Raw genomic sequence first — 17,397 nt, 5'->3', positions numbered from 1 at the left:
TCCATGGCGGCAGGCCTTTTTCGTGAAACCGGAACCCCTTACTGCGCCAGCACCCTGAAGGTCAGCGTGTAGTTGTTGCCGTACTGCGGCGCGGCGGCGCCGGCGGGGGCGTCGGCGCGGTAGCGCACCAGGGCCAGGTAGATGCCGGACTTGGGCAGGGCGTAGGAGATGCGGCCCTCGCCATCGGTGGTCAGTGCATCCACGCTGTGCTGGCTGGCCAGGTCCATGGCCGAGCGGAAGATTTCCACCTTCTGCGCGGCCAGCGGCTTGCCGTCGTATTGCACGGTGAAGTCGAACTTCTCGCCCGCGAACAGGTCGGCGGGATGCGTGACGGGCACGATCTCCAGGCCCTTGCCTGAGGGCGCGAGCGCGGCCCGGCTGGGCTTGCCCACCGTGATGTAGGTCTCGGAGACCGACAGCGACTGGTAGTGGCTGAGCAGCTTGGCATCGGCCGGCGTGGGCGTAGCGGGATCACGCGCGGTCTCCACCTTGCCGTTGCGCTCCCACGAACGGAAGACGGCGCCCAGGCGCGGGCCGGTGCTCACGCGGTAGGTGCCCTTCTCGTCGGGCAATTGGTGCTCGGCCACGGTGCGGGTCTTGAACTGGCGCACATCGGCCATGGGCGTGACCGAGCCGTCGGGCGCCGTCACGGTGAAGCGCGTTTCGCCAAAAGCCACTTCGGGGATGAAGAACTTGTCGGCAAAGCTGGCGTCCACGCTGATGACGGCCCGGGGCGAAGCCTCGAAGCTGGTGGGCAGCAGGTAGGGCGTGTGGGCCTGGGCAGAGATGCACACGGCCGACAGCAGCGGCAGCCACCAGGCCAATCGCTTGGATGGGGTTTTGGCCATGTCCGCTCAGGGCTTCTTGACGTCGTTCTTGTCCACGACGCCATCGGCATTGACGTCGGCTTCCTTGAAGCTGCGTTCGGCGATGGCCATGTCTTCTTCCACGGTGTATTTGCCGTCGCGGTTCCTGTCCACGATGCCGAAGCGCACATGGGCCTGCTTCATGGACTGGGCATAGCGCTCGTCGGGCTGGCGGCCCGCGTACTGCTGCTTGAGGCGGGCCTCGAACTCGTCCACGTACTCCTTCTCGCTGAGCCAGCCGTCGCCATTGGTGTCGCCGGCCAGGAAGCGCTGCTTGCGCACGGTGTCGTACTCCTGGCGCGTGACCACGCCATCACGGTTGGCGTCGTAGCTGCCCATGAAGGCAGACTGGCCATGCCCGCCCGCAGGCTGGGCCGGGCCGCTGGCGGACGGTGCCGTGGGCGATGCGCAGGCGGTGAGCAGGGCCGCCAGGCCGGCAGCGGCCAGCATGCGGTGGGACAGAGAGAACTCGATCATGAAACGACTCCTGAAGTAGGCAGATACAGCGGCGGCTGCGATGGTGGTGGAGGCTTTCCGGCCGACACCGCCGCTGTAGGGAAGGCCGGCCGGCCCCTGGAGAAACTCCTCGGATCCGCGCCACGCGGCAAGTGAAGGTGGCGTGGATGCAATGGCATGGTGCGCAGGGTGCTCAGAACGCAACGTTCATGGACACGGCGAAGGTGCGGCCCGGGTTGCTCAGCAGCTCGATGTCGCGGCGGTCGCGCGCCACGCCGGGCTGCAGGCTGCGGGTGCTGGAATAGTCCCAGTAGCGCTTGTCGCCCAGGTTGTAGATGCCGGCGTTCAGGCGCACGTTCTTTGCGACCTGCCAGTAGCCGGCCAGGTCGAAGATGGCATAGCCGGGCACGCGGAACAGCTCGGTGGTCGAGTCGGTCAGGCCGGTGCCCGCGTTCAGGTAGCTGTCGCGGTTGGTGGCCACGGCCTGCTTGCCCGCGACGAAGGTGCCGGTCAGGTTCAGGCCCCATTGCCGGGCCGGTGCGTCATAGCCCACGCCGACGATGGCCTTGCGCGGCAGCACGCTGTCCAGCGGCACATCCTTGTCGCCTGCGTAGTAGGACTTGGAGGTGCCGCGGCTGATGCCCAGCGCCCAGGTGGAGTACAGGCCCCTGGCGGCGGGCATCCACTGGCCGTGGTCCAGGCGCGCGCTGGCCTCGAAGCCGTAGATCTTTGCGCTGTCGCGGTTCTCGGCCTGGTAGATGGTGCCGATGTGGGCGGGCACGTTGACGAACAGGTCGGGACGGCCCGCGCGCAGGTAGCGCGTGTAGGCGATGAAGTCGGAGTACCTGGTATAGAAGACCGAGCTGTTGAAGGTCACGCCCGGCGTGGGCGAACCCTTGAGGCCGAAGTCGAAGGCATTGCTGCTTTCCTCCTTCAGGTTGGGGTTGCCCACCAGGGCGTACTGGCCTGCCGCGTTGTAGTTGCTGGCCATGTTCCACGAGCCGAAGATCTCGCCGGCCGAGGGCGCTCGCCCGCTGCGCTTGAACTGGGCATAGGCGCTGAACGTGGGCGTGAGGTCATAGACCAGGGCCAGGCTGGGGCTGAGGATGGTGTTGCCGCGCGTGCCGCCGTAAATCTTTTCCACATCGGCGGCCGTGAGCACGCCCGAGACGAAGTTGTCCAGGTCGCGCGTCTTGATCTCCACGCGGTCCACGCGCAGCGCGGGAATCAGCGCCAGGCGGCGGCCACCGGCCTGGAAGCTGATCTCGTCCTGCAGGAAGGCGCCGTAGCGGCGGGTGGTGGTGTCGGGCTGGGGCTTCATAACGGGCGTGCCGGTAGCGAAAACGTTCCACGGACGCTCCGTGTCCTGTGTCGATGCATTCACGCCAAAGCTCAGGCGGTGGCGGTCGATGCGCTTGTCGCCCGTGCTCGAGAAACCCCAGGTGCGCGTCTCATTGCCGGAGACGTTGTGCACCTTGGCGCCCGTGGCCAGCGTGGTGGTGTCGGTAACGTCGTTGGTGTCCGTGTTCTGGAAGTACAGCCGCGTGTCCAGCTGGTCCACCCAGGCGCCGGCCGGTGTCCACAGGTGCTGCAGCTGCAGCGTGTTGCGACTGGTGTCGCTGTTCTGGCGCGAGCTTTCGGTGATGCTGGTGTTGGTGGTGTCCCAGCCGTGGAAGGAGGTGTCGTTCTTGCGGCGGTACAGGTCGGCCGACAGCACCAGGCGGTGGGCCGGGTTGATGCGCAGGCCGCCCTTGAGCAGCAGCGCGTTGGAGTTCCAGTCGTCGGGATAGCTGTTGACGATGGCGCTGTGGTTGCGCGTCTCGTGTCCGTCGCGGCGCGAGTAGGCGATCAGGCCGTCGAGGTCGCCCGAGCGGCCAGCGGCCGTGAAGCTCTCGTTCCAGGAGCGGTCGGCCGTGTCGTGGCCGATCTTGCCGCCCAGGTAGGAGGTCTTGCCGCCCACCAGGTAGTCCTCGGCGGACTTGGTGCGAAAGCCCACCGAGCCGCCGATGCCACCGGCCGCGCGCCGCGCCGTGGTGGTGCCGGAGAGGATGTCCACGGCCGAGAACATCTCGGGGTCGATGAAGTCGCGGCCCACGCCGAAGGTGTTGGCGCCGACACGGCTCACATAGGGGCGCGTGGTGGCGTCGGGCATCTCGACGCCGTCCACATCCATGCCGATGCGGTTGCCCTCGATGCCGCGGATGTTGTAGCCCGTGGTGCCCGAGCGGTCGAAGCTGCTGCGGTTGCGGCTGGTGCCCGAGGCCGTGCCCGGCGCTGAGACCAGGGGCTGGTAGCGCACCACGTCGGCCATGCTGCCGGCCTGCTCCAGCGCCGGGCCGCTGACGGTGGTGGAGGCGCCCGGCGTGCGCTGCACGGGCTCGGCTGCATCGACCACATCGACCTGGGCCAGCGCCTTGGTGGGAGCCTGCGCCATCAGCCGGGCCTCATCGTCCGCAGTCTGCGCATGCGTCTGCGTCTGTGCCCAGGCGCCGGGCGAGGCCAGACCGATCACGGCGGCCTGCACGGCCACGGCCAGCAGGCTGTGCCGCAATGCCGGCGTGCGCGAGGGATTGCGGGAGAGGGAGAGGAAAGACGAACGCGAAGACACAGCCATGGCGGGAATCGGGGAAAGAGGGTTGCTGGCTAGCTGCCGACCTGTCCGCGGAGTGCTCTTGCGAGACCATTGCTCCCCCCGTGTGTGATTGTTCCTGCTGGCTTTCCGCGATTCTCCCATCAATTGATAATGATTATCATTTGTTTTGTCTCATTTACGTCACAGGGGCCGATCCAGGCTCCGCGCGGGCCTCCTCCACAAACCCCACACAAAGACTCGACAGCGCAGCAAGATTGCCCGCTCACACTGCGGCGGCTGAATATCTGGAGCCCTTTGCTGTGATCAATAACGCCCAACTTCTGGCCGACGAAGCCAAGTACTGCTCGTTCGGGGATACCGTCCACTACGTCAACCCGCCCAAGATCTTCTCGGGCTGCGAAGGCAGCTACATGTACGACGAGGCCGGCACGCCCTACCTTGATCTGCAGATGTGGTATTCGGCCGTGAACTTCGGCTACAAGAACAAGCGCCTCGAGCAGAAGATGATCGAGCAGCTGCAGACCCTGCCCCAGGTCGCCAGCCAGTACCTGCACCCCACCAAGATCGAGCTGGCCAAGTTCATCGCCCAGGATGCGGAGCGCAAGTGGGGCCATGCCGGCCGCGTGCACTTCAACGTGGGCGGCGCCCAGGCCATCGAGGACTCGCTCAAGGTCGTGCGCAATGCCAGCGGCGGCAAGAGCCTGATGTTCGCCTTCGAGGGCGGCTACCACGGCCGCACGCTGGGCGCCTCCAGCATCACCTCCAGCTACCGCTACCGCCGCCGCTACGGCCACTTCGGCGACCGCGCGCAGTTCATCCCCTTCCCCTACCCGTTCCGCCGCCCCAAGGGCATGACGTCCGAGGAGTATGCGGACTCCATCGTCCGGGAATTCGCGCGCAAGTTCGAGAACGAGTACCACGCCATCTGGGACCCCAAGACCAACCAGTGCGAGTACGCGGCCTTCTACGTGGAGCCCATCCAGGGCACGGGCGGCTACGTCGTGCCGCCGCCCAACTTCTTCAAGGGCCTCAAGAAGGTGCTGGACGACCACGGCGTGCTGATGGTGGTCGATGAAATCCAGATGGGCTTCTGGCGCACCGGCACGCTGTGGTCGGTGGAGAACTTCGGCGTCAAGCCCGACGTGCTGGTCTTTGCCAAGGCGCTGACCAACGGCCTCAACGCCCTGTCGGGCCTGTGGGCGCGCGAGGAGCTGATCAACCCCACCATCTTCCCGCCGGGATCGACGCACTCCACCTTCGCCTCCAACCCGCTGGGCACGGCCCTGGGCCTGGAAGTCATGAAGATGACCCACGAGATGGACTTCGGCCGCCAGGTGCGCGAATCGGGCGCCTACTTCCTCGAAGGCCTCAAGGAGCTGCAAAAGCGCCACAAGGAAATCGGCGACGTGGACGGCCTGGGCCTGGCGCTGCGCGCCGAGATCTGCACCGAAGACGGCTTCACGCCCAACAAGGCGCTGCTGGACAAGATGGTGGACATCGGCCTCGAAGGCGGCCTGGAATACCAGGGGCAGAAACGCGGCCTGGTGCTGGACGTGGGCGGCTACTACAAGAACGTGATCACCTTCGCGCCCTCGCTGATGATCTCGCGCCCCGAGATCGACGAAGCCATGGTCCTGCTGGACCAGTTGCTCACGAAAGCCAAGGCGGCCTGAAGGCGCGATGCCCGCAGAGCGCCTGCACAACCAGCTCGAACCCCCAGGCCTGCTCGCGCAGTTCGCGGCCCATCCTCCCGAGGGCTTCGCACTGCTGCAGGACTGGCCGGCGCCGGCCTTCACGGCGCCCTTCGATCTTCTGACCACGGCGGACGACGCGCTCAAGGCGCGTCTTTTGTCGTTGCCCGGTGGCGGCTGGCTGTCGCGCCGGCTGCGCCTGTCCACCGACTTCGTGGGCACCACGGTCAGCGAGTACGCCGTGCTGCCCATGGGCATCCCTGCCGCCCGGCAGGCTGCCGCGCTGCGTGCGCGCGCAGGCCGGCGCATGCTGACCATCGTCAAGGACCTGCCCCAGGATTCACCGCTGCTGCCGGACGCCGACAACGCCCACGCACGGGCGCTGGCGCAGGCCCTGGCCGATGCGGGCTTCATCCTGGTCGAGGGCCAGGCCCTGGCCCATGTGCCCATCGACTTCTCCAGCCTGGACGAATACCTTGCGCGCCTGTCCAGGAGCCGCCGCCAGAACCTGCGCCGCAAGCTCAGGAGCCGCGCGCAGCTGCAGGTGCAGCGCATTCCCACGGGCGCGGCCTTTGCCGATGACGCCTGCGTCGATGCCTACTACGCGCTGTTCGATGCGGTGTATGCGCAAAGCGAGATCCACTTCGACAAACTCACGCGCGATTTCTTCGCGGCCCTGCTGCGCGATGCAGGCAACGGAGGCACCGTGTTCGAGTACCGCGCGCTGCAGGACGACGGCACGCCCGGCGCGCTGCTGGGCTGGAACCTGTGCTTCGAGCACGGCGGCAAGCTGATCGACAAGTACATCGGCCTGTCCTACCCGGCCGCGCGCGAGGCCAATCTCTACTTCGTGAGCTGGATGGTCAACCTTGAATACGCCATCGAACGCGGCCTGAGCCACTACGTGGCCGGCTGGACCGACCCCGAGGTCAAGGCCCAGCTGGGCGCCAGCTTCACCTTCACGCAGCATGCGGTCTTCATCCGCAATCCGCTGCTGCGCGCACTGGGCCGGCGCTTTGCCGGCCACTTCGAAAGCGATCGCCAATGGAGCGAACAGAACTGAATGCCCAGCCCGTGGTGCTGGATGTGGATGGCTCGGTGGGGACCTTGCCCGGCGAGCTGCGCCTGCCGCTGCAGGACTGGCAGGAGCAGGTGCGCTTTGGCTGCGGCCTGCGCCGGTTTGCGCAGTTCCGCGCGGCACTCGACGCGCAACTGCCCGCCGCGCATGGCACGGCCCTCATGGGCAGTGGCGACTTCCACCACCTGAGCTGGCCGCTGATCGAGCGCTGCATCACCGCCCAGGCCCTGTCCGCGGGCCGGCCGCTGCGCGTGGTCGTGCTGGACAACCACCCCGACAACATGCGCTTTCCCTGGGGCGTGCACTGCGGCTCCTGGGTCCGGCGCGTGGCCCTGCATCCGGCCGTCTCGCATGTGCATGTGGCCGGCATCACCTCCGGCGACATCGGCCGCGCGCACGCCTGGGAGAACTACCTCACGCCGCTGCGCGCCGGCCGCCTGAGCTACTGGAGCGCGGGCGTGGACACGGGCTGGGCGCGCCGCCTGGGCGTGGATGCCGCCTTTCGCGGTTTTGCCAGCGTGGCCGACTTGTCGCGCACGCTGGCGCGCATGCTGCGCGAGCAGGCCCAGCCCACCTACCTGAGCATCGACAAGGACGTGTTCGCGCCCGAGGTGGTGCGCACCAACTGGGACCAGGGCCGCATGCAGGAAGGCGAGGCCCTGGACATCATCGGCGCGCTGGCCGGCCAGATCGTGGGCAGCGACATCACGGGCGATGTGTCCTCCTGGCGCTACACGACCTGGTGGAAGCGCTGGATGAGCGCCGGAGACGGCCAGGACACGCAGATCGACGCGCAGACGCTGGCCACCTGGCAGCTGGGCCAGCATGCCTTCAACGAACGGCTGGTCGAATACATCCAGACCTGCACCAGCCCCTAGGATCCGTTCACACCCCGCATCCCCCACGTCCGCGCACCGCGGCCGACCGCAAGACAGGAGGCAACCCCATGATCGACCGGCTGACCGAAAGACTGCTGCAGCGCAGTTTCACACCCCTGGTGCGCAAGGGACTGCTCGAAATCTGCCTGCCCTGGGGGCGCATGCTCGCCTTCGGCGACGGCGGCCAGCCGCAGGCACGCATCCGCTTCACGGACAGGCGCGCACTGTGGGCCCTGATGCGCGACCCGGACCTGAACCTTGGCGAGATGTTCATGCAGCAGCGCCTGGTGGTGGAGCGGGGCAGCATCTACGACGTGCTGGAGCTCGTGCTGCGCAACGCGCGCAACCTGCCCGTGCCGGCCAGCGTGCGGCTGCTCGATGCCTGGCGCATGCGGCTGCGCCCGCTGCTGCAGCACAACCGCCGCAGCAAGGCGCGCGCCAACGTGGCGCACCACTATGACCTCGACGACCGGCTCTATCGGCTCTTTCTGGATGGCGAGCGCCAGTACTCCTGCGCCTACTTCGAGCATGGCGACGAAAGCCTGGAACAGGCCCAGCGGGCCAAGATGCGCCACATCGCCGCCAAGCTGCTCGTGGAGCCCGGCCACCGCGTGCTGGACATAGGCTGCGGCTGGGGCGGACTGTCGCGCTACCTGGCCGAGGTGGCTGGCGCGGGCCATGTGACGGGCGTGACACTGTCCGGCGAGCAGCTGGCGGGCGCCCGCCAGCGTGCCGGCCAGTCCCCGTGCGCAGACCGCCTCAGCTACCGCCTGGAAGACTACCGCGACACGCGCGGCACCTTCGACCGCATCGTCTCGGTGGGCATGTTCGAGCATGTGGGCACGCGTTTTCACGACGCCTTCTTCCGCCAGTGCCGGGAGCTGCTGTCCGACGATGGCGTGATGCTGCTGCACTTCATCGGCAACAGCGATGTGCCCGACTTCAACAATCCCTGGATAGAGCGCTACATCTTCCCGGGCGGCCACATTCCATCCCTGTCGGAGTTCACGCCGGCCATCGAACGCAGCGGCCTGGTGGTCACCGATATCGAAGTGCTGCGCCTGCACTATGCGCGCACGCTGCGGCTGTGGCGCGAGCGCTTCATGGCGCGCCGCGACGAGGCCGCCGCGCTCTACGACGAGCGCTTTTACCGCATGTGGGAGTTCTATCTGTCCATGTCGGAAGCCGCCTTCCGCTACCAGGACATCGCCATTTTCCAGGTGCAACTGGCACGCCGCCAGGAAGCGGTTCCGCTCACGCGCGACTATGTCGCCGAACGCAGCCAGGCCCTGCGCGGGCGCGAGCCACCGGCCGGCGCCACGACACAACCCGGCGCCACGCAGGCCACAGCCGTCAGCCAGGCGCGGCGTGCGGCCTCTCCAGCAGACTGAGCAAGGCCTCGAAGCGCGCGTCGTCGAACCACAGGCTGTTGCCCACGGCCACCAGGCGCCGTGCCCAGTCGCGCCCCTGGTCCACCACGTCCTGGCGCGCCAGGCCCAGCACATGGTCGTAGCGGCCATAGTCGGGCAGCACATGGACGAAGGGCAGCGACAAACCCCAGCCCCGCCCCCATTGCGCGCGCAGCAGCGCATCGCGCGTGGCGGCATCGCGCAGGCGCAGCAGCAGCACGGGCCAGACGCCTTGCGCACCCGGCACGGTGTCACCCACCACCTCGACCCCATCGAGGGCCGACAGCCAGGCGCCGCGCTCACGGGCCTGGCGCTGCAGTTGCTGCTGGAAATCCGCCAGCCGCGCCAGCGCGCGCCGGCCCACGCGGCGGCGCCAGGCGCCCAGTTCATGGCAGGGAATGGCGTCGTCGAAATCATCGCCGGCGGCCTGCACCCAGTCGCTGCGCGACAGCGCATCGCGCAGGGGACGGCCATAGGCCAGGTCCAGCCCGGCGGGGCGGTACAGCGCCGCATAGCCCAGCAGCTCCAGGCTGCGGCGCAACTCCCAGCCCCGGTCCTGGCGCACGCTGGCCGCATGTGTCTCGCGCAGTGCCTCGCGCAGCGCGGGGTCGCGTGCCAGCAGCACGCCGCCCTCGAAGGTGGTCAGGCCCTTGCCCACGGCCAGGCTGTAGAAGCCCACATCGCCCTGCCAGCCCACGGGCTCGCCGCGCAGGCGTGCGCCCAGGGCCTGGGCCGCGTCCTCCACCACCCAGGCGCCCACGGCGCGCGCGCAGTCCACGGCCGTGGCCACGTCGGCCACGCGGCCGCACAGATGCGTGGGCAGCACGGCCAGGGTGCGTTCGCTGCACAGGGCGCGCAGGCGCGTGGGGTCCATGTCCAGCGTGTCGGGATGCAGATCGCACAGGCGCAGTTGCAGGCCGCAGTGCGCCACGGCCAGGGCCACCAGCGGGCAGGTATAGGCGGGTGCGATGACTTCGCTGCGGCCCGGCGCCAGGCGGCGCAGGGTCTGCAACGCCACCATCAGCGCCGAGGTGCCCGAGCATTCAAGCTGCACGGCGGGCACGCCCAGCCACTGCGCCAGCGCCGTCGCCAGGTCCGCGTCGCCCCAGGGCAGCAGGTCGGCCGCGCGCAGCGGCAGGCCCGCCGTGGGCGGCAGCACGCGTTCAGCCACGGTGCGTGCCGTGCTCGGCCGAGGCCGCCAGATGCGCGGCGCCCGCGCTGGCCGAACCCGCGCCCGGGTTGCCGCCCGCATGGCCCGGCGTGTCATCGTCTGCGCCGGGTCCCTCGGCCTCCTGCGTCTCGCTGACGGCCAGGCAGGCGATGCCGGCCACGATGAACAGGCAGCCGATGATCTGAGGCATGCCTATGCGCTCGTCGAACAGCCAGTACGACAGCGCCAGCACGGAAAGAATCTCCAGGTGCGATGCCGCAAAGGCCGGGCCGATGGGCGCGCGCTTGAGCAAGGTCATCCACGAGAAAAAGGCGCCGATGTAGCCCACGAAGGCGCCATAGATCCAGGGCTGGCCGAACACGCGCGCCAGCCAGGCCGTGGAGAACTCCAGCGGCAGCGCCGCATTGCCGGCCTGCTTGAAGCTCAGCTGGGCCAGCGTGTCGAAGGCCATGAGCACCAGAAAGCCGATGAAATAAAAGCGCTTCATTTCAATGGAGGCCCACGATGGCGACGCCTATGGACACGAGGACAATTCCGGCGACCCGCATGGGTGCCAGCTTCTCGGCAAACAGCAGCCGGCCCGCGATCATGATGGCCACGATGTTGATGGAGCCCAGCAGCACGCCTTCGGACAGCGGCACCAGCGAGAGAAAGGCCAGCCACAGCACGAACTCGGCCACATAGCAGCCCACGCCCAGCCACAGCCAGGGCCTGGAGGCCATGAAGCGCCAGCGTGCCAGGCCGTCGAGGTCACCGGGCTGGCTGGCGGCGGCCTTGAAGGCCAGCTGGCCCCCGCTGTCCACCAGCACGTTCAGCACCCACAGCGTGATGACCAGCGGCGAGAGATCACTGCCCATGCCGTGCGGCCTCCGCAGCCCGCACCTCGCGGGGGCGGCACCGCTGGCGATGCGCGCCACGAATTCGGTGGTGCGCGCGATCACGGTGCGGCGGTCGCGGTCAATGGTGACCATGTGGTAGCTGTTGTCCAGCAGCACCAGCTCGACATGGGCCTGGCTGGCGCCATGCACGATGTCATGGGCGTTGGCCACCGAGGAGATGTCGTCGTTGCGCGCATGGATGACCAGGCAGGGCGAGCGCAGCTGGGGCAGTCGCGCCAGCACATGGGCCGAGAGGCGGCGCAGCTCGATGATGGACCACCAGGGATTGCCCGGCAGGCCGGCCGCCGCGCTGTCGCCCGAATGCATTTGCTCGACCACGCGCGCGCGCAGGGCCTCGTCCTTGATGCCGTAGGGCGGCTGCTCCATGAACACGCTGTGGCGGCCAATGCCCAGCGCGCGGAACAGCGGCAGCAGGAAGGCCAGGCGCGTGTAGAAGGGAATGCTCCAGCCGTCGTAGCGGAAGGTGGTGGACAGGGCGCAGACGCCGTCCACCTTGTCGGGGTGGCGCTGGGCCACGGCCAGGGAGAGCACGGCGCCCATGGACAGGCCGCCGACCACCACATGGTCCATGTGCTGCGACAGCCGCTGCAGGCCGGCCTCCACGCTGGCCAGCCAGTCGGTCCAGCGCGTGTCCACGAGATCTTCCATGCTGCCGCAATGGCCGGCCAGCTGGACCGCATAGACGGTGAAGCCCTGCTTGTTCAGCCCCTTGGCCAGCAGGCGCATTTCGGCAGGCGTGCCCGTGAGCCCGTGCACCAGCAGCACGCCGGTGCGCGCGGCCGCGCCCGTGCCGGGCATGACGAATTCATGCTCGGTCACGCAAACGTTGTCCAGCCCCGTGGCAGGCTCGCTGCGCTGAACCAAGGAGAGCCCATCACTCAAATTCATGTCAATTTTCCATGACGCTGCGCGTCGCCCTCTGACCGTGAAACTGGCGTGCCCTGAAGCCAGAGACACCGAGGAAGGGCCTTGGCCGGCCGCGCCGCCCCGCACCGAAGGTGTCGTCCCCCTTGGGGGGCGCCGTGCAACGGGAAGGCGCGAAGCGACTCAGGGGGTGGTATGTCATGCCAGCGCCTCCAGGCCCAGGACCACCTTGTCGAGCAAGGCCGTGGCCTGCTCGAAATGCTCGAAGGGCGCATGGGCGATGCCCCGGCTTTCGCAGTGGGCGATGAGCTTGTACTTGGCCAGCACGAAGTCGGCCCGGCCCGAGACGCAGAAGTCCGAGGTGCTGTCGCCCACGTAGAGCACGCGGCCGTGCAGGGCCTGCTGCTCGGCCAGGCGCTCGCATTTGCAGTTGCCGCTGGCGCGCGTGCACTGCGCGCTGGCCCAGGGAGAGTCCAGGCGCCAGCTGCGCTCGCCGGTCTGCACCAGGCGGTTGGCGATGACCTGCAGATGGCCCAGGCCATGGCGCTCCAGCACATGGCGTATGGCGTAGTCGATGCCGTCGCTGACCACCTGCACCACCATGCCGTGGGCCTGGGCGGCCGCGACGAAGCCGGCAAAGCCGGGGTCGATCTCGATGGTGTCCAAGTGGGCGCGCAGCTCGGCCTCGTCCATGTCCAGCAGCGCGACCTGGCCCTTCATGCATTCGCGCGAGCCGATCTCGCCGCGCTCCCAGGCGTCTTCCAGTTCCTGCCAGCCGGGCTTGCCGAAGCGGTTGAGCAGGGTGTCGGTCACGTCCAGCAGGCTGATCGTGCCGTCGAAGTCGCTTTGCACCATCCAGCCGGGGGCGGCGGTGTCCAGATACAGGGGAATGCGCTTATTCATGAAACTGCACCCTTACGTTTTGACCCACGCGCACGGCGGCGGCGGGAGCTTGCTCGAAGACCAGCACGCACTCGATGACACGCACCGGCCCGCGCTGCTGGTCGTCCTGCAGCCGCGCCGTGCCATAGACGGGACTGATGCGCAGCACGCGTGCCGAGGGCAGCTGCTGCTGTGCGGCGCCATCGGCGTCCAGCGTCACCGTGGCCCGCATGCCTTCGCGCACGGCGGCGGCGAAGCTTTCGTTGATTTCGGCGCGCACCTGCAGCGGGCGCTGCGGCAGCAGCACCACGGCCGGCGTGCCGGGCACGGCCTGGCTGCCCGCGTGGGTGGCCAGGCGCACCACGGTGCCGGCCTCGGGTGCGCGCAGTTCCTGGCGCTTGTGCTGGGCGCGCAATTGTTCGAGCTTGCGCTGTGCCACCTGGGCCTCGGCCGCGGCCACGTCGATCTCGGCCTGGGCATCGCGCAGCGCCTGCGCGGCCTCGTCCACGTTCTGCGCATCGGCGGCGCCCTCGCGCGCTGCGGCCTGCCAGCGCGACAAGGTCTGCTTGAGCTGGGGCAGGCGCGCGGCGCGTGCCTTCTGGCGGGCCTTGGCCAGCTGGGCCTCGGACTCGGCCACGGCCAGGTCGGCCTGGCCCGTATCGTCGGCCAGCCTCAGCAGCAACTGGCCGCGCTGCACGGACTGGCCTTCCTTGACGGACAGCTGCTGCACCACGCCGGCCACGGCGGGCGACAGGTCCAGCAGGCCGCCTTCCACCTCGATCTTGCCGCGCGCCACGGCCACGGCCGCCGGGCCGTTTTGCTGCGCCTTGGCGCTGGCCTGGCCGGCATTGGCAGGCGCATCGTGCGAAGGACCGCAGCCCGCCAGCAGCGCGGCGGCGGCCAGCGCCGCAGCCAGACCGGCAGTGGACGCGGCAAGGCCGCTCAGGGGGTACTTCATTCTTTTTCCTTCAACGGGGAGGTCTGGCGCCAGTCGCTGCGGATGGCGCCGTCCTCCATGCCGAGCACGCGGTCGGCATGGCGCACCAGGCGCGGGTCATGGCTCACGCACAGCACGGTCGTGCCATGGTTGCGCGCCGCGCGGTGCAGGATGTCGATGACGCGCTGGCCGCTTTCGGCATCCAGCGCACTCGTGGGTTCGTCGGCAAACAGCAGCTGCGGCGCCTTGGCCATGGCGCGCGCGATGGCCACGCGCTGCTTTTCGCCGCCCGACAGTTCGGCCGGGCGCATGTGGGCGCGGTGGGACAGGCCGACCTCGTCCAGCGCCTGCTGGGCGCGGCGCAGGGCCTCGTCGCTGCGCAGGCCCATGTAGCCCAGGGGCAGCTGCACCTGCTCGATGGCCGTCAGCGCCGGGAACAGGTTGAAGCCCTGGAAGACGAAGCCCGTGTGGCGCAGGCGGAATTTCTCCAGCGCCCGCGTGCCCAGCTTGCCCAGGTCCTCGCCCAGCGCCATGGCGTGGCCGCTGTCGGGCGCCTGCAGGCCCGACATCAGCGACAGCAGCGTGCTCTTGCCGCAGCCCGAGGGCCCGGAGATCAGGCTCAGCTCGCTCGGGTACAGCGACACGGACAGGCCTTGCAGCACCTGCACGCTGACCATGCCCGACAGGAAGGACTTGCACAGGCGCACGGCCTCCAGGCTGGGTGCCGTGCGGGGCGCCGCCGTGGGCGCGGGGGAGTGGGCATTCATCACGTTCATGGGGTCTGGCCGTCTTCAGCGCAGCAGCGTGGCCGGGTCGGCACGCAGCAGGCTGCGCATGGCGCCCAGGCCCGACAGCAGGGACAGCACGGCCACCAGCACGGCGCAGGCCAGCACGGCCGATGCGTTCAGCGCCACGGGCACGCGGTAGGCCATGGCCAGGGCCAGCAATACGGCGCTGGCCAGCGCGGCCATCACAAAGCCCAGGCCGCCGATCCAGCAGGCCTGCTCTACCACCACGCGGCCCAGTGCCGCGCGGCTCACGCCCAGCGCGTTGAGCACGGCGTACTCGCGCGAGGAAGCGGCCACCACGGCCTTGAGCGACTGGCTGGTGACCACCGAGCCCACCAGGCAGACGATGACGGCCATGAACAGCACGCCCGCGCCGGCGCCCGTGTCGAACATCCAGTAGCGCTGCGAGCGCCGCGCGAATTCCCTGGCCGTCCAGGCCTCGTAGGGGCCGAAGCTGGGTGTGGGCTGGTTCAGGCGCTGCTTCACGGCCTTGGCCGAGGCGCCCGGGCGCACGCGCGCCACGAAATAGGTGCTGCCCTGGCCGGGGTCGCCCGCAATCTCGCGGGCCGTGGCCAGCGAGGCCAATACGTTCACGCCGCCCAGGCCACGCAGGCCGTCCACGGCCGCCACCACCTGCACGCGGTGGTTGTTGACCCAGGCCACGCCGCCTTCGCTGGTGCCCAGGGTCTGCAGGTCGGCCCGGTCCACGATCACGGCGCCGGTCTCGCGCAGGCGCTGGCGCTGCCAGGGCTGGAGCACGTGGGAAAACAGCATGGAGGCGTCATCGGTGGCAATGCCCGACAGGTAGACCGACACGCCGCCGCCGTGCTCGCTCGCAGCGCCGCCGGCGGCCGAGTCCGAGCGCCAGTCGCCGTCCACCCAGACATAGGGCTCGACCGCCGCGACATCGGGGTCCATGCGCAGGCGCATGTCCACGTCGCGGCCGATGGTGCGGCCGAAGTTCACGCTCTGCGTGCCCGGATAGCCGATCCACAGGTCGGCCGAGGAAGCCGTCACATACAGCGCGGCCGAGCCGAAGATGCCCAGCACCAGCGCGGCCTGCATGGCCAGCAGCACGCCGGAGAAGCCCACGGCGAAGACGGAGGGAATGAAGCGGCGCCACTCGTGCACCAGCGTCTTGCGTGCCAGGGCGATCATGAGGGCGCTCCTTGTGCGAGCGGAGCCAGTGGAGCCATGCCGCTGTCGGCAGCGTCCTGGTCCTCGGCCGGCAGCGGCGCGCCGCCCAGGGCCTTGTACAGCGCCACGTAGGCCAGCGCATGGGCGGCCAGGGCCGTGGTCTGCTCGCTGCGCGCCTGCAGCGCGGCGCGCCGGGGCGCCAGGCCGCCGAATTCGCTGTCCAGGCCCAGCTTCAGGCGCTGGTCCTGCACGCGCTCGCGCTCGGCCAGCACCTGCTGGGTGGACTGCAGCGAGGCGATGCGCTCGCGCTGGGCGTCCAGCGCGGCCAGTGCGGACTCGACCTCGGCCACGCCGTCGAGCACGCTCTGGCGGTAGGCCTGGATGGCGGCCTGCAGCGCCAGCTCGCTGGCGTCGGCCTGGGAGCGGCGGCGGCCCCAGTCGAACAGGGGAATGTCGATCTGCGGCCCGAAGGTGGGTGCGTTGTCCTGCGTGGTACGCAGGTTCTGGGTGATGTTGAACGAGTACAGCAGCGAGCCGCCGATCACGAAGCGCGGATACAGCGCCGCATGCGCAATGCCCTGCTCGGCCGCCGCGCGTTCCACGGCGGCCTGCGCCACCTGGATGTCGGGGCGCGTGCGCAGCAGGTCAGCCGGCAGGACGGCCACGCCCAGCGCCTGGGGGCCGGGCAGCGGGGCCTTGGCATCGGCCTGCAGCCACTGCGCATCGGGCCGCGTGCGGCCCAGCAAGGCGGCCAGCATGTGGGCGCTGCGGGCCTGGGTTTCGCGCAGGCTGGCACGCAAGGCCGCGCTCTGGCCGGCCTGCAGTTGCAGCTGGTGCACGGCCTCGGCCGTGCCCAGGCGCTGCTGCTGGCGCACCTGGGCCAGTTGCAGGGCACGCGCATCCAGCAGTGCCTGTTCGTCGATCAGGGCGCGCTGGCGCTGGGCCATGCGGATGTCCAGATAGCGGTGGACCACATCGGCCACCAGGGCCACGCGGGCCGCCTGCAGGCGGCCCCGTGCGTCAAGCACGGAGGCGGCGGCATTGCGCTCGCCGGCCTCGCGGGCGCCGAACAGGCCCAGGTCCCAGCTCACGTCGATGCTGGCGTGGAAATACGAGTCGATGGCCGCAATGTCCTGCAGCGTGCGCGCACCGGCCGTGAACACGGGCCGGAAGGCCGAGCCGGCCGTGCCGGCCAGCAGCCGTTGCTGGCGCAGGCGCGACTGGGCCTGGGACAGGTCGAGGTTGGCGGCCAGCGCCTCTTCGACCAGGGTGTTGAGGGATTCGTCGCCCCAGGCCTTCCACCAGCCCTGCAGGTCGGGCGCTGCGGCCGAGCCAGGTGTACCCGGCGCGGCGGCTGGCAGGGGCTGCGTCCACTGCGTGGGCACCGAGCCGTCAAGCTGCGCCGGAGGCGGCGAGGAGCAACCGGCCAGCGCCAGGGCGGCGCCCAGGCACAGGCTGGAGAGGCGATGCGTCGCGGCGGCGTGGTTCACGGGATGGACAGGCGGGAGGGGATGATTGAGGGGAGGGCCGGGAAAACGAGGCCAGGGAACCATGTCCCCGGATGGCCATTGGACGCGGCCAAGCTTGCGCGAGGTTGCAGGCTTTATGGAGGAAACATGGAGAGCGCAGCGCCTTGCGGGAGCCTCTCTGCCCCAACCCGGGCAAGAGCCAGTTGCGGACCGCCCGATCACCGCGGACTCGGATGATTCCGAGTTTATTTTCAGAACGCTCCAATTCCAAGGCCGCAT

The 17,397-nt window shown here is 69.2% G+C and carries 15 protein-coding genes and 1 pseudogene; 4 read left to right on the top strand and 12 right to left on the bottom strand.

The annotated features are described in order from the left end of the window. Positions 1 to 38 precede the first annotated feature (38 nt). The 3 genes from CLV01_RS01075 to CLV01_RS01065 form a co-directional block, all read right to left on the bottom strand. Positions 39 to 848, bottom strand: a complete 810-nt coding sequence (locus CLV01_RS01075) for a DUF4198 domain-containing protein (protein WP_071953906.1) — start codon at positions 846 to 848, stop codon at positions 39 to 41. A 6-nt stretch (positions 849 to 854) separates the two neighbouring features. Further along, on the bottom strand, positions 855 to 1,343 hold the full coding sequence (locus CLV01_RS01070; protein WP_012202078.1) for a hypothetical protein: 489 nt from the start codon (positions 1,341 to 1,343) through the stop codon (positions 855 to 857). 172 nt (positions 1,344 to 1,515) lie between these two features. Further along, positions 1,516 to 3,936, bottom strand: coding sequence for a TonB-dependent hemoglobin/transferrin/lactoferrin family receptor (locus CLV01_RS01065; protein ID WP_099732559.1), 2,421 nt, complete (start codon positions 3,934 to 3,936; stop codon positions 1,516 to 1,518). A 278-nt stretch (positions 3,937 to 4,214) separates the two neighbouring features. Between CLV01_RS01065 and CLV01_RS01060 the strand changes: the two genes are divergently transcribed. The 4 genes from CLV01_RS01060 (at position 4,215) to CLV01_RS01045 (ending at position 8,953) form a co-directional block, all read left to right on the top strand. Then, a complete protein-coding gene (locus CLV01_RS01060; RefSeq protein WP_034397609.1) occupies positions 4,215 to 5,588 on the top strand; it encodes an aspartate aminotransferase family protein in 1,374 nt (457 codons plus the stop codon). Positions 5,589 to 5,595: 7 nt separating this feature from the next. Then, complete coding sequence (locus CLV01_RS01055; RefSeq protein ID WP_099732560.1) at positions 5,596 to 6,669, top strand: GNAT family N-acetyltransferase; 1,074 nt, start codon at positions 5,596 to 5,598, stop codon at positions 6,667 to 6,669. Beyond that, positions 6,651 to 7,562, top strand: coding sequence for a hypothetical protein (locus CLV01_RS01050; RefSeq protein ID WP_013800035.1), 912 nt, complete (start codon positions 6,651 to 6,653; stop codon positions 7,560 to 7,562). Before CLV01_RS01055 ends, CLV01_RS01050 begins: the two co-directional genes overlap by 19 nt. A 68-nt stretch (positions 7,563 to 7,630) precedes the next feature. Next, positions 7,631 to 8,953, top strand: a complete 1,323-nt coding sequence (locus CLV01_RS01045) for an SAM-dependent methyltransferase (RefSeq protein ID WP_099732561.1) — start codon at positions 7,631 to 7,633, stop codon at positions 8,951 to 8,953. Here CLV01_RS01045 and CLV01_RS01040 read toward each other — a convergent pair. From CLV01_RS01040 to CLV01_RS01005, 9 genes and pseudogenes are all read right to left on the bottom strand, one after another. Beyond that, a complete protein-coding gene (locus CLV01_RS01040) occupies positions 8,916 to 10,142 on the bottom strand; it encodes a DegT/DnrJ/EryC1/StrS family aminotransferase (protein ID WP_099732562.1) in 1,227 nt (408 codons plus the stop codon). The genes CLV01_RS01045 and CLV01_RS01040 overlap by 38 nt on opposite strands. Next, on the bottom strand, positions 10,135 to 10,629 hold the full coding sequence (locus tag CLV01_RS01035) for a DMT family transporter (RefSeq protein ID WP_012202071.1): 495 nt from the start codon (positions 10,627 to 10,629) through the stop codon (positions 10,135 to 10,137). Before CLV01_RS01035 ends, CLV01_RS01040 begins: the two co-directional genes overlap by 8 nt. Before the next feature lies 1 nt (position 10,630). Continuing rightward, positions 10,631 to 10,999, bottom strand: coding sequence for an EamA family transporter (locus CLV01_RS29800; RefSeq protein WP_012202070.1), 369 nt, complete (start codon positions 10,997 to 10,999; stop codon positions 10,631 to 10,633). A gap of 144 nt (positions 11,000 to 11,143) precedes the next feature. Further along, positions 11,144 to 11,767: pseudogene (locus CLV01_RS01030) on the bottom strand (alpha/beta hydrolase); the annotation flags it as partial. A gap of 336 nt (positions 11,768 to 12,103) precedes the next feature. Continuing rightward, positions 12,104 to 12,808: an MtnX-like HAD-IB family phosphatase gene (locus tag CLV01_RS01025; RefSeq protein ID WP_099732563.1), complete on the bottom strand. Its 705-nt coding sequence runs from the start codon at positions 12,806 to 12,808 to the stop codon at positions 12,104 to 12,106. Beyond that, the gene (locus tag CLV01_RS01020; RefSeq protein ID WP_034397595.1) at positions 12,801 to 13,745 is read right to left on the bottom strand and encodes an HlyD family secretion protein; all 945 of its coding nucleotides are present in this window, start codon (positions 13,743 to 13,745) and stop codon (positions 12,801 to 12,803) included. The genes CLV01_RS01025 and CLV01_RS01020 overlap by 8 nt, the downstream gene beginning before the upstream one ends. After that, positions 13,742 to 14,500: an ABC transporter ATP-binding protein gene (locus tag CLV01_RS01015; protein WP_013800028.1), complete on the bottom strand. Its 759-nt coding sequence runs from the start codon at positions 14,498 to 14,500 to the stop codon at positions 13,742 to 13,744. Before CLV01_RS01015 ends, CLV01_RS01020 begins: the two co-directional genes overlap by 4 nt. A 15-nt stretch (positions 14,501 to 14,515) precedes the next feature. Continuing rightward, entirely contained in the window at positions 14,516 to 15,670 is a 1,155-nt protein-coding gene (locus CLV01_RS01010; RefSeq protein ID WP_012202065.1) for an ABC transporter permease, read from the bottom strand. Further along, on the bottom strand, positions 15,667 to 17,139 hold the full coding sequence (locus CLV01_RS01005; RefSeq protein WP_099732564.1) for an efflux transporter outer membrane subunit: 1,473 nt from the start codon (positions 17,137 to 17,139) through the stop codon (positions 15,667 to 15,669). Before CLV01_RS01005 ends, CLV01_RS01010 begins: the two co-directional genes overlap by 4 nt. Between the last annotated feature and the right edge of the window lie 258 nt (positions 17,140 to 17,397).

Source organism: Delftia sp. 60 (assembly GCF_002754395.1).
Taxonomy (GTDB): domain Bacteria; phylum Pseudomonadota; class Gammaproteobacteria; order Burkholderiales; family Burkholderiaceae_C; genus Comamonas; species Comamonas acidovorans.
This window is presented reverse-complemented; position numbering and strand designations above follow the sequence as displayed.

Coding starts and splice junctions, on each gene's coding strand:
- CLV01_RS01075 (WP_071953906.1), bottom strand. CDS start 848: ATGGCCAAAACCCCATCCAAGCGATTGGCCTGGTGGCTGCCGCTGCTG.
- CLV01_RS01070 (WP_012202078.1), bottom strand. CDS start 1,343: ATGATCGAGTTCTCTCTGTCCCACCGCATGCTGGCCGCTGCCGGCCTG.
- CLV01_RS01065 (WP_099732559.1), bottom strand. CDS start 3,936: ATGGCTGTGTCTTCGCGTTCGTCTTTCCTCTCCCTCTCCCGCAATCCC.
- CLV01_RS01055 (WP_099732560.1), top strand. CDS start 5,596: ATGCCCGCAGAGCGCCTGCACAACCAGCTCGAACCCCCAGGCCTGCTC.
- CLV01_RS01050 (WP_013800035.1), top strand. CDS start 6,651: ATGGAGCGAACAGAACTGAATGCCCAGCCCGTGGTGCTGGATGTGGAT.
- CLV01_RS01045 (WP_099732561.1), top strand. CDS start 7,631: ATGATCGACCGGCTGACCGAAAGACTGCTGCAGCGCAGTTTCACACCC.
- CLV01_RS01035 (WP_012202071.1), bottom strand. CDS start 10,629: ATGAAGCGCTTTTATTTCATCGGCTTTCTGGTGCTCATGGCCTTCGAC.
- CLV01_RS29800 (WP_012202070.1), bottom strand. CDS start 10,999: ATGGGCAGTGATCTCTCGCCGCTGGTCATCACGCTGTGGGTGCTGAAC.
- CLV01_RS01025 (WP_099732563.1), bottom strand. CDS start 12,808: ATGAATAAGCGCATTCCCCTGTATCTGGACACCGCCGCCCCCGGCTGG.
- CLV01_RS01020 (WP_034397595.1), bottom strand. CDS start 13,745: ATGAAGTACCCCCTGAGCGGCCTTGCCGCGTCCACTGCCGGTCTGGCT.
- CLV01_RS01015 (WP_013800028.1), bottom strand. CDS start 14,500: ATGAACGTGATGAATGCCCACTCCCCCGCGCCCACGGCGGCGCCCCGC.
- CLV01_RS01010 (WP_012202065.1), bottom strand. CDS start 15,670: ATGATCGCCCTGGCACGCAAGACGCTGGTGCACGAGTGGCGCCGCTTC.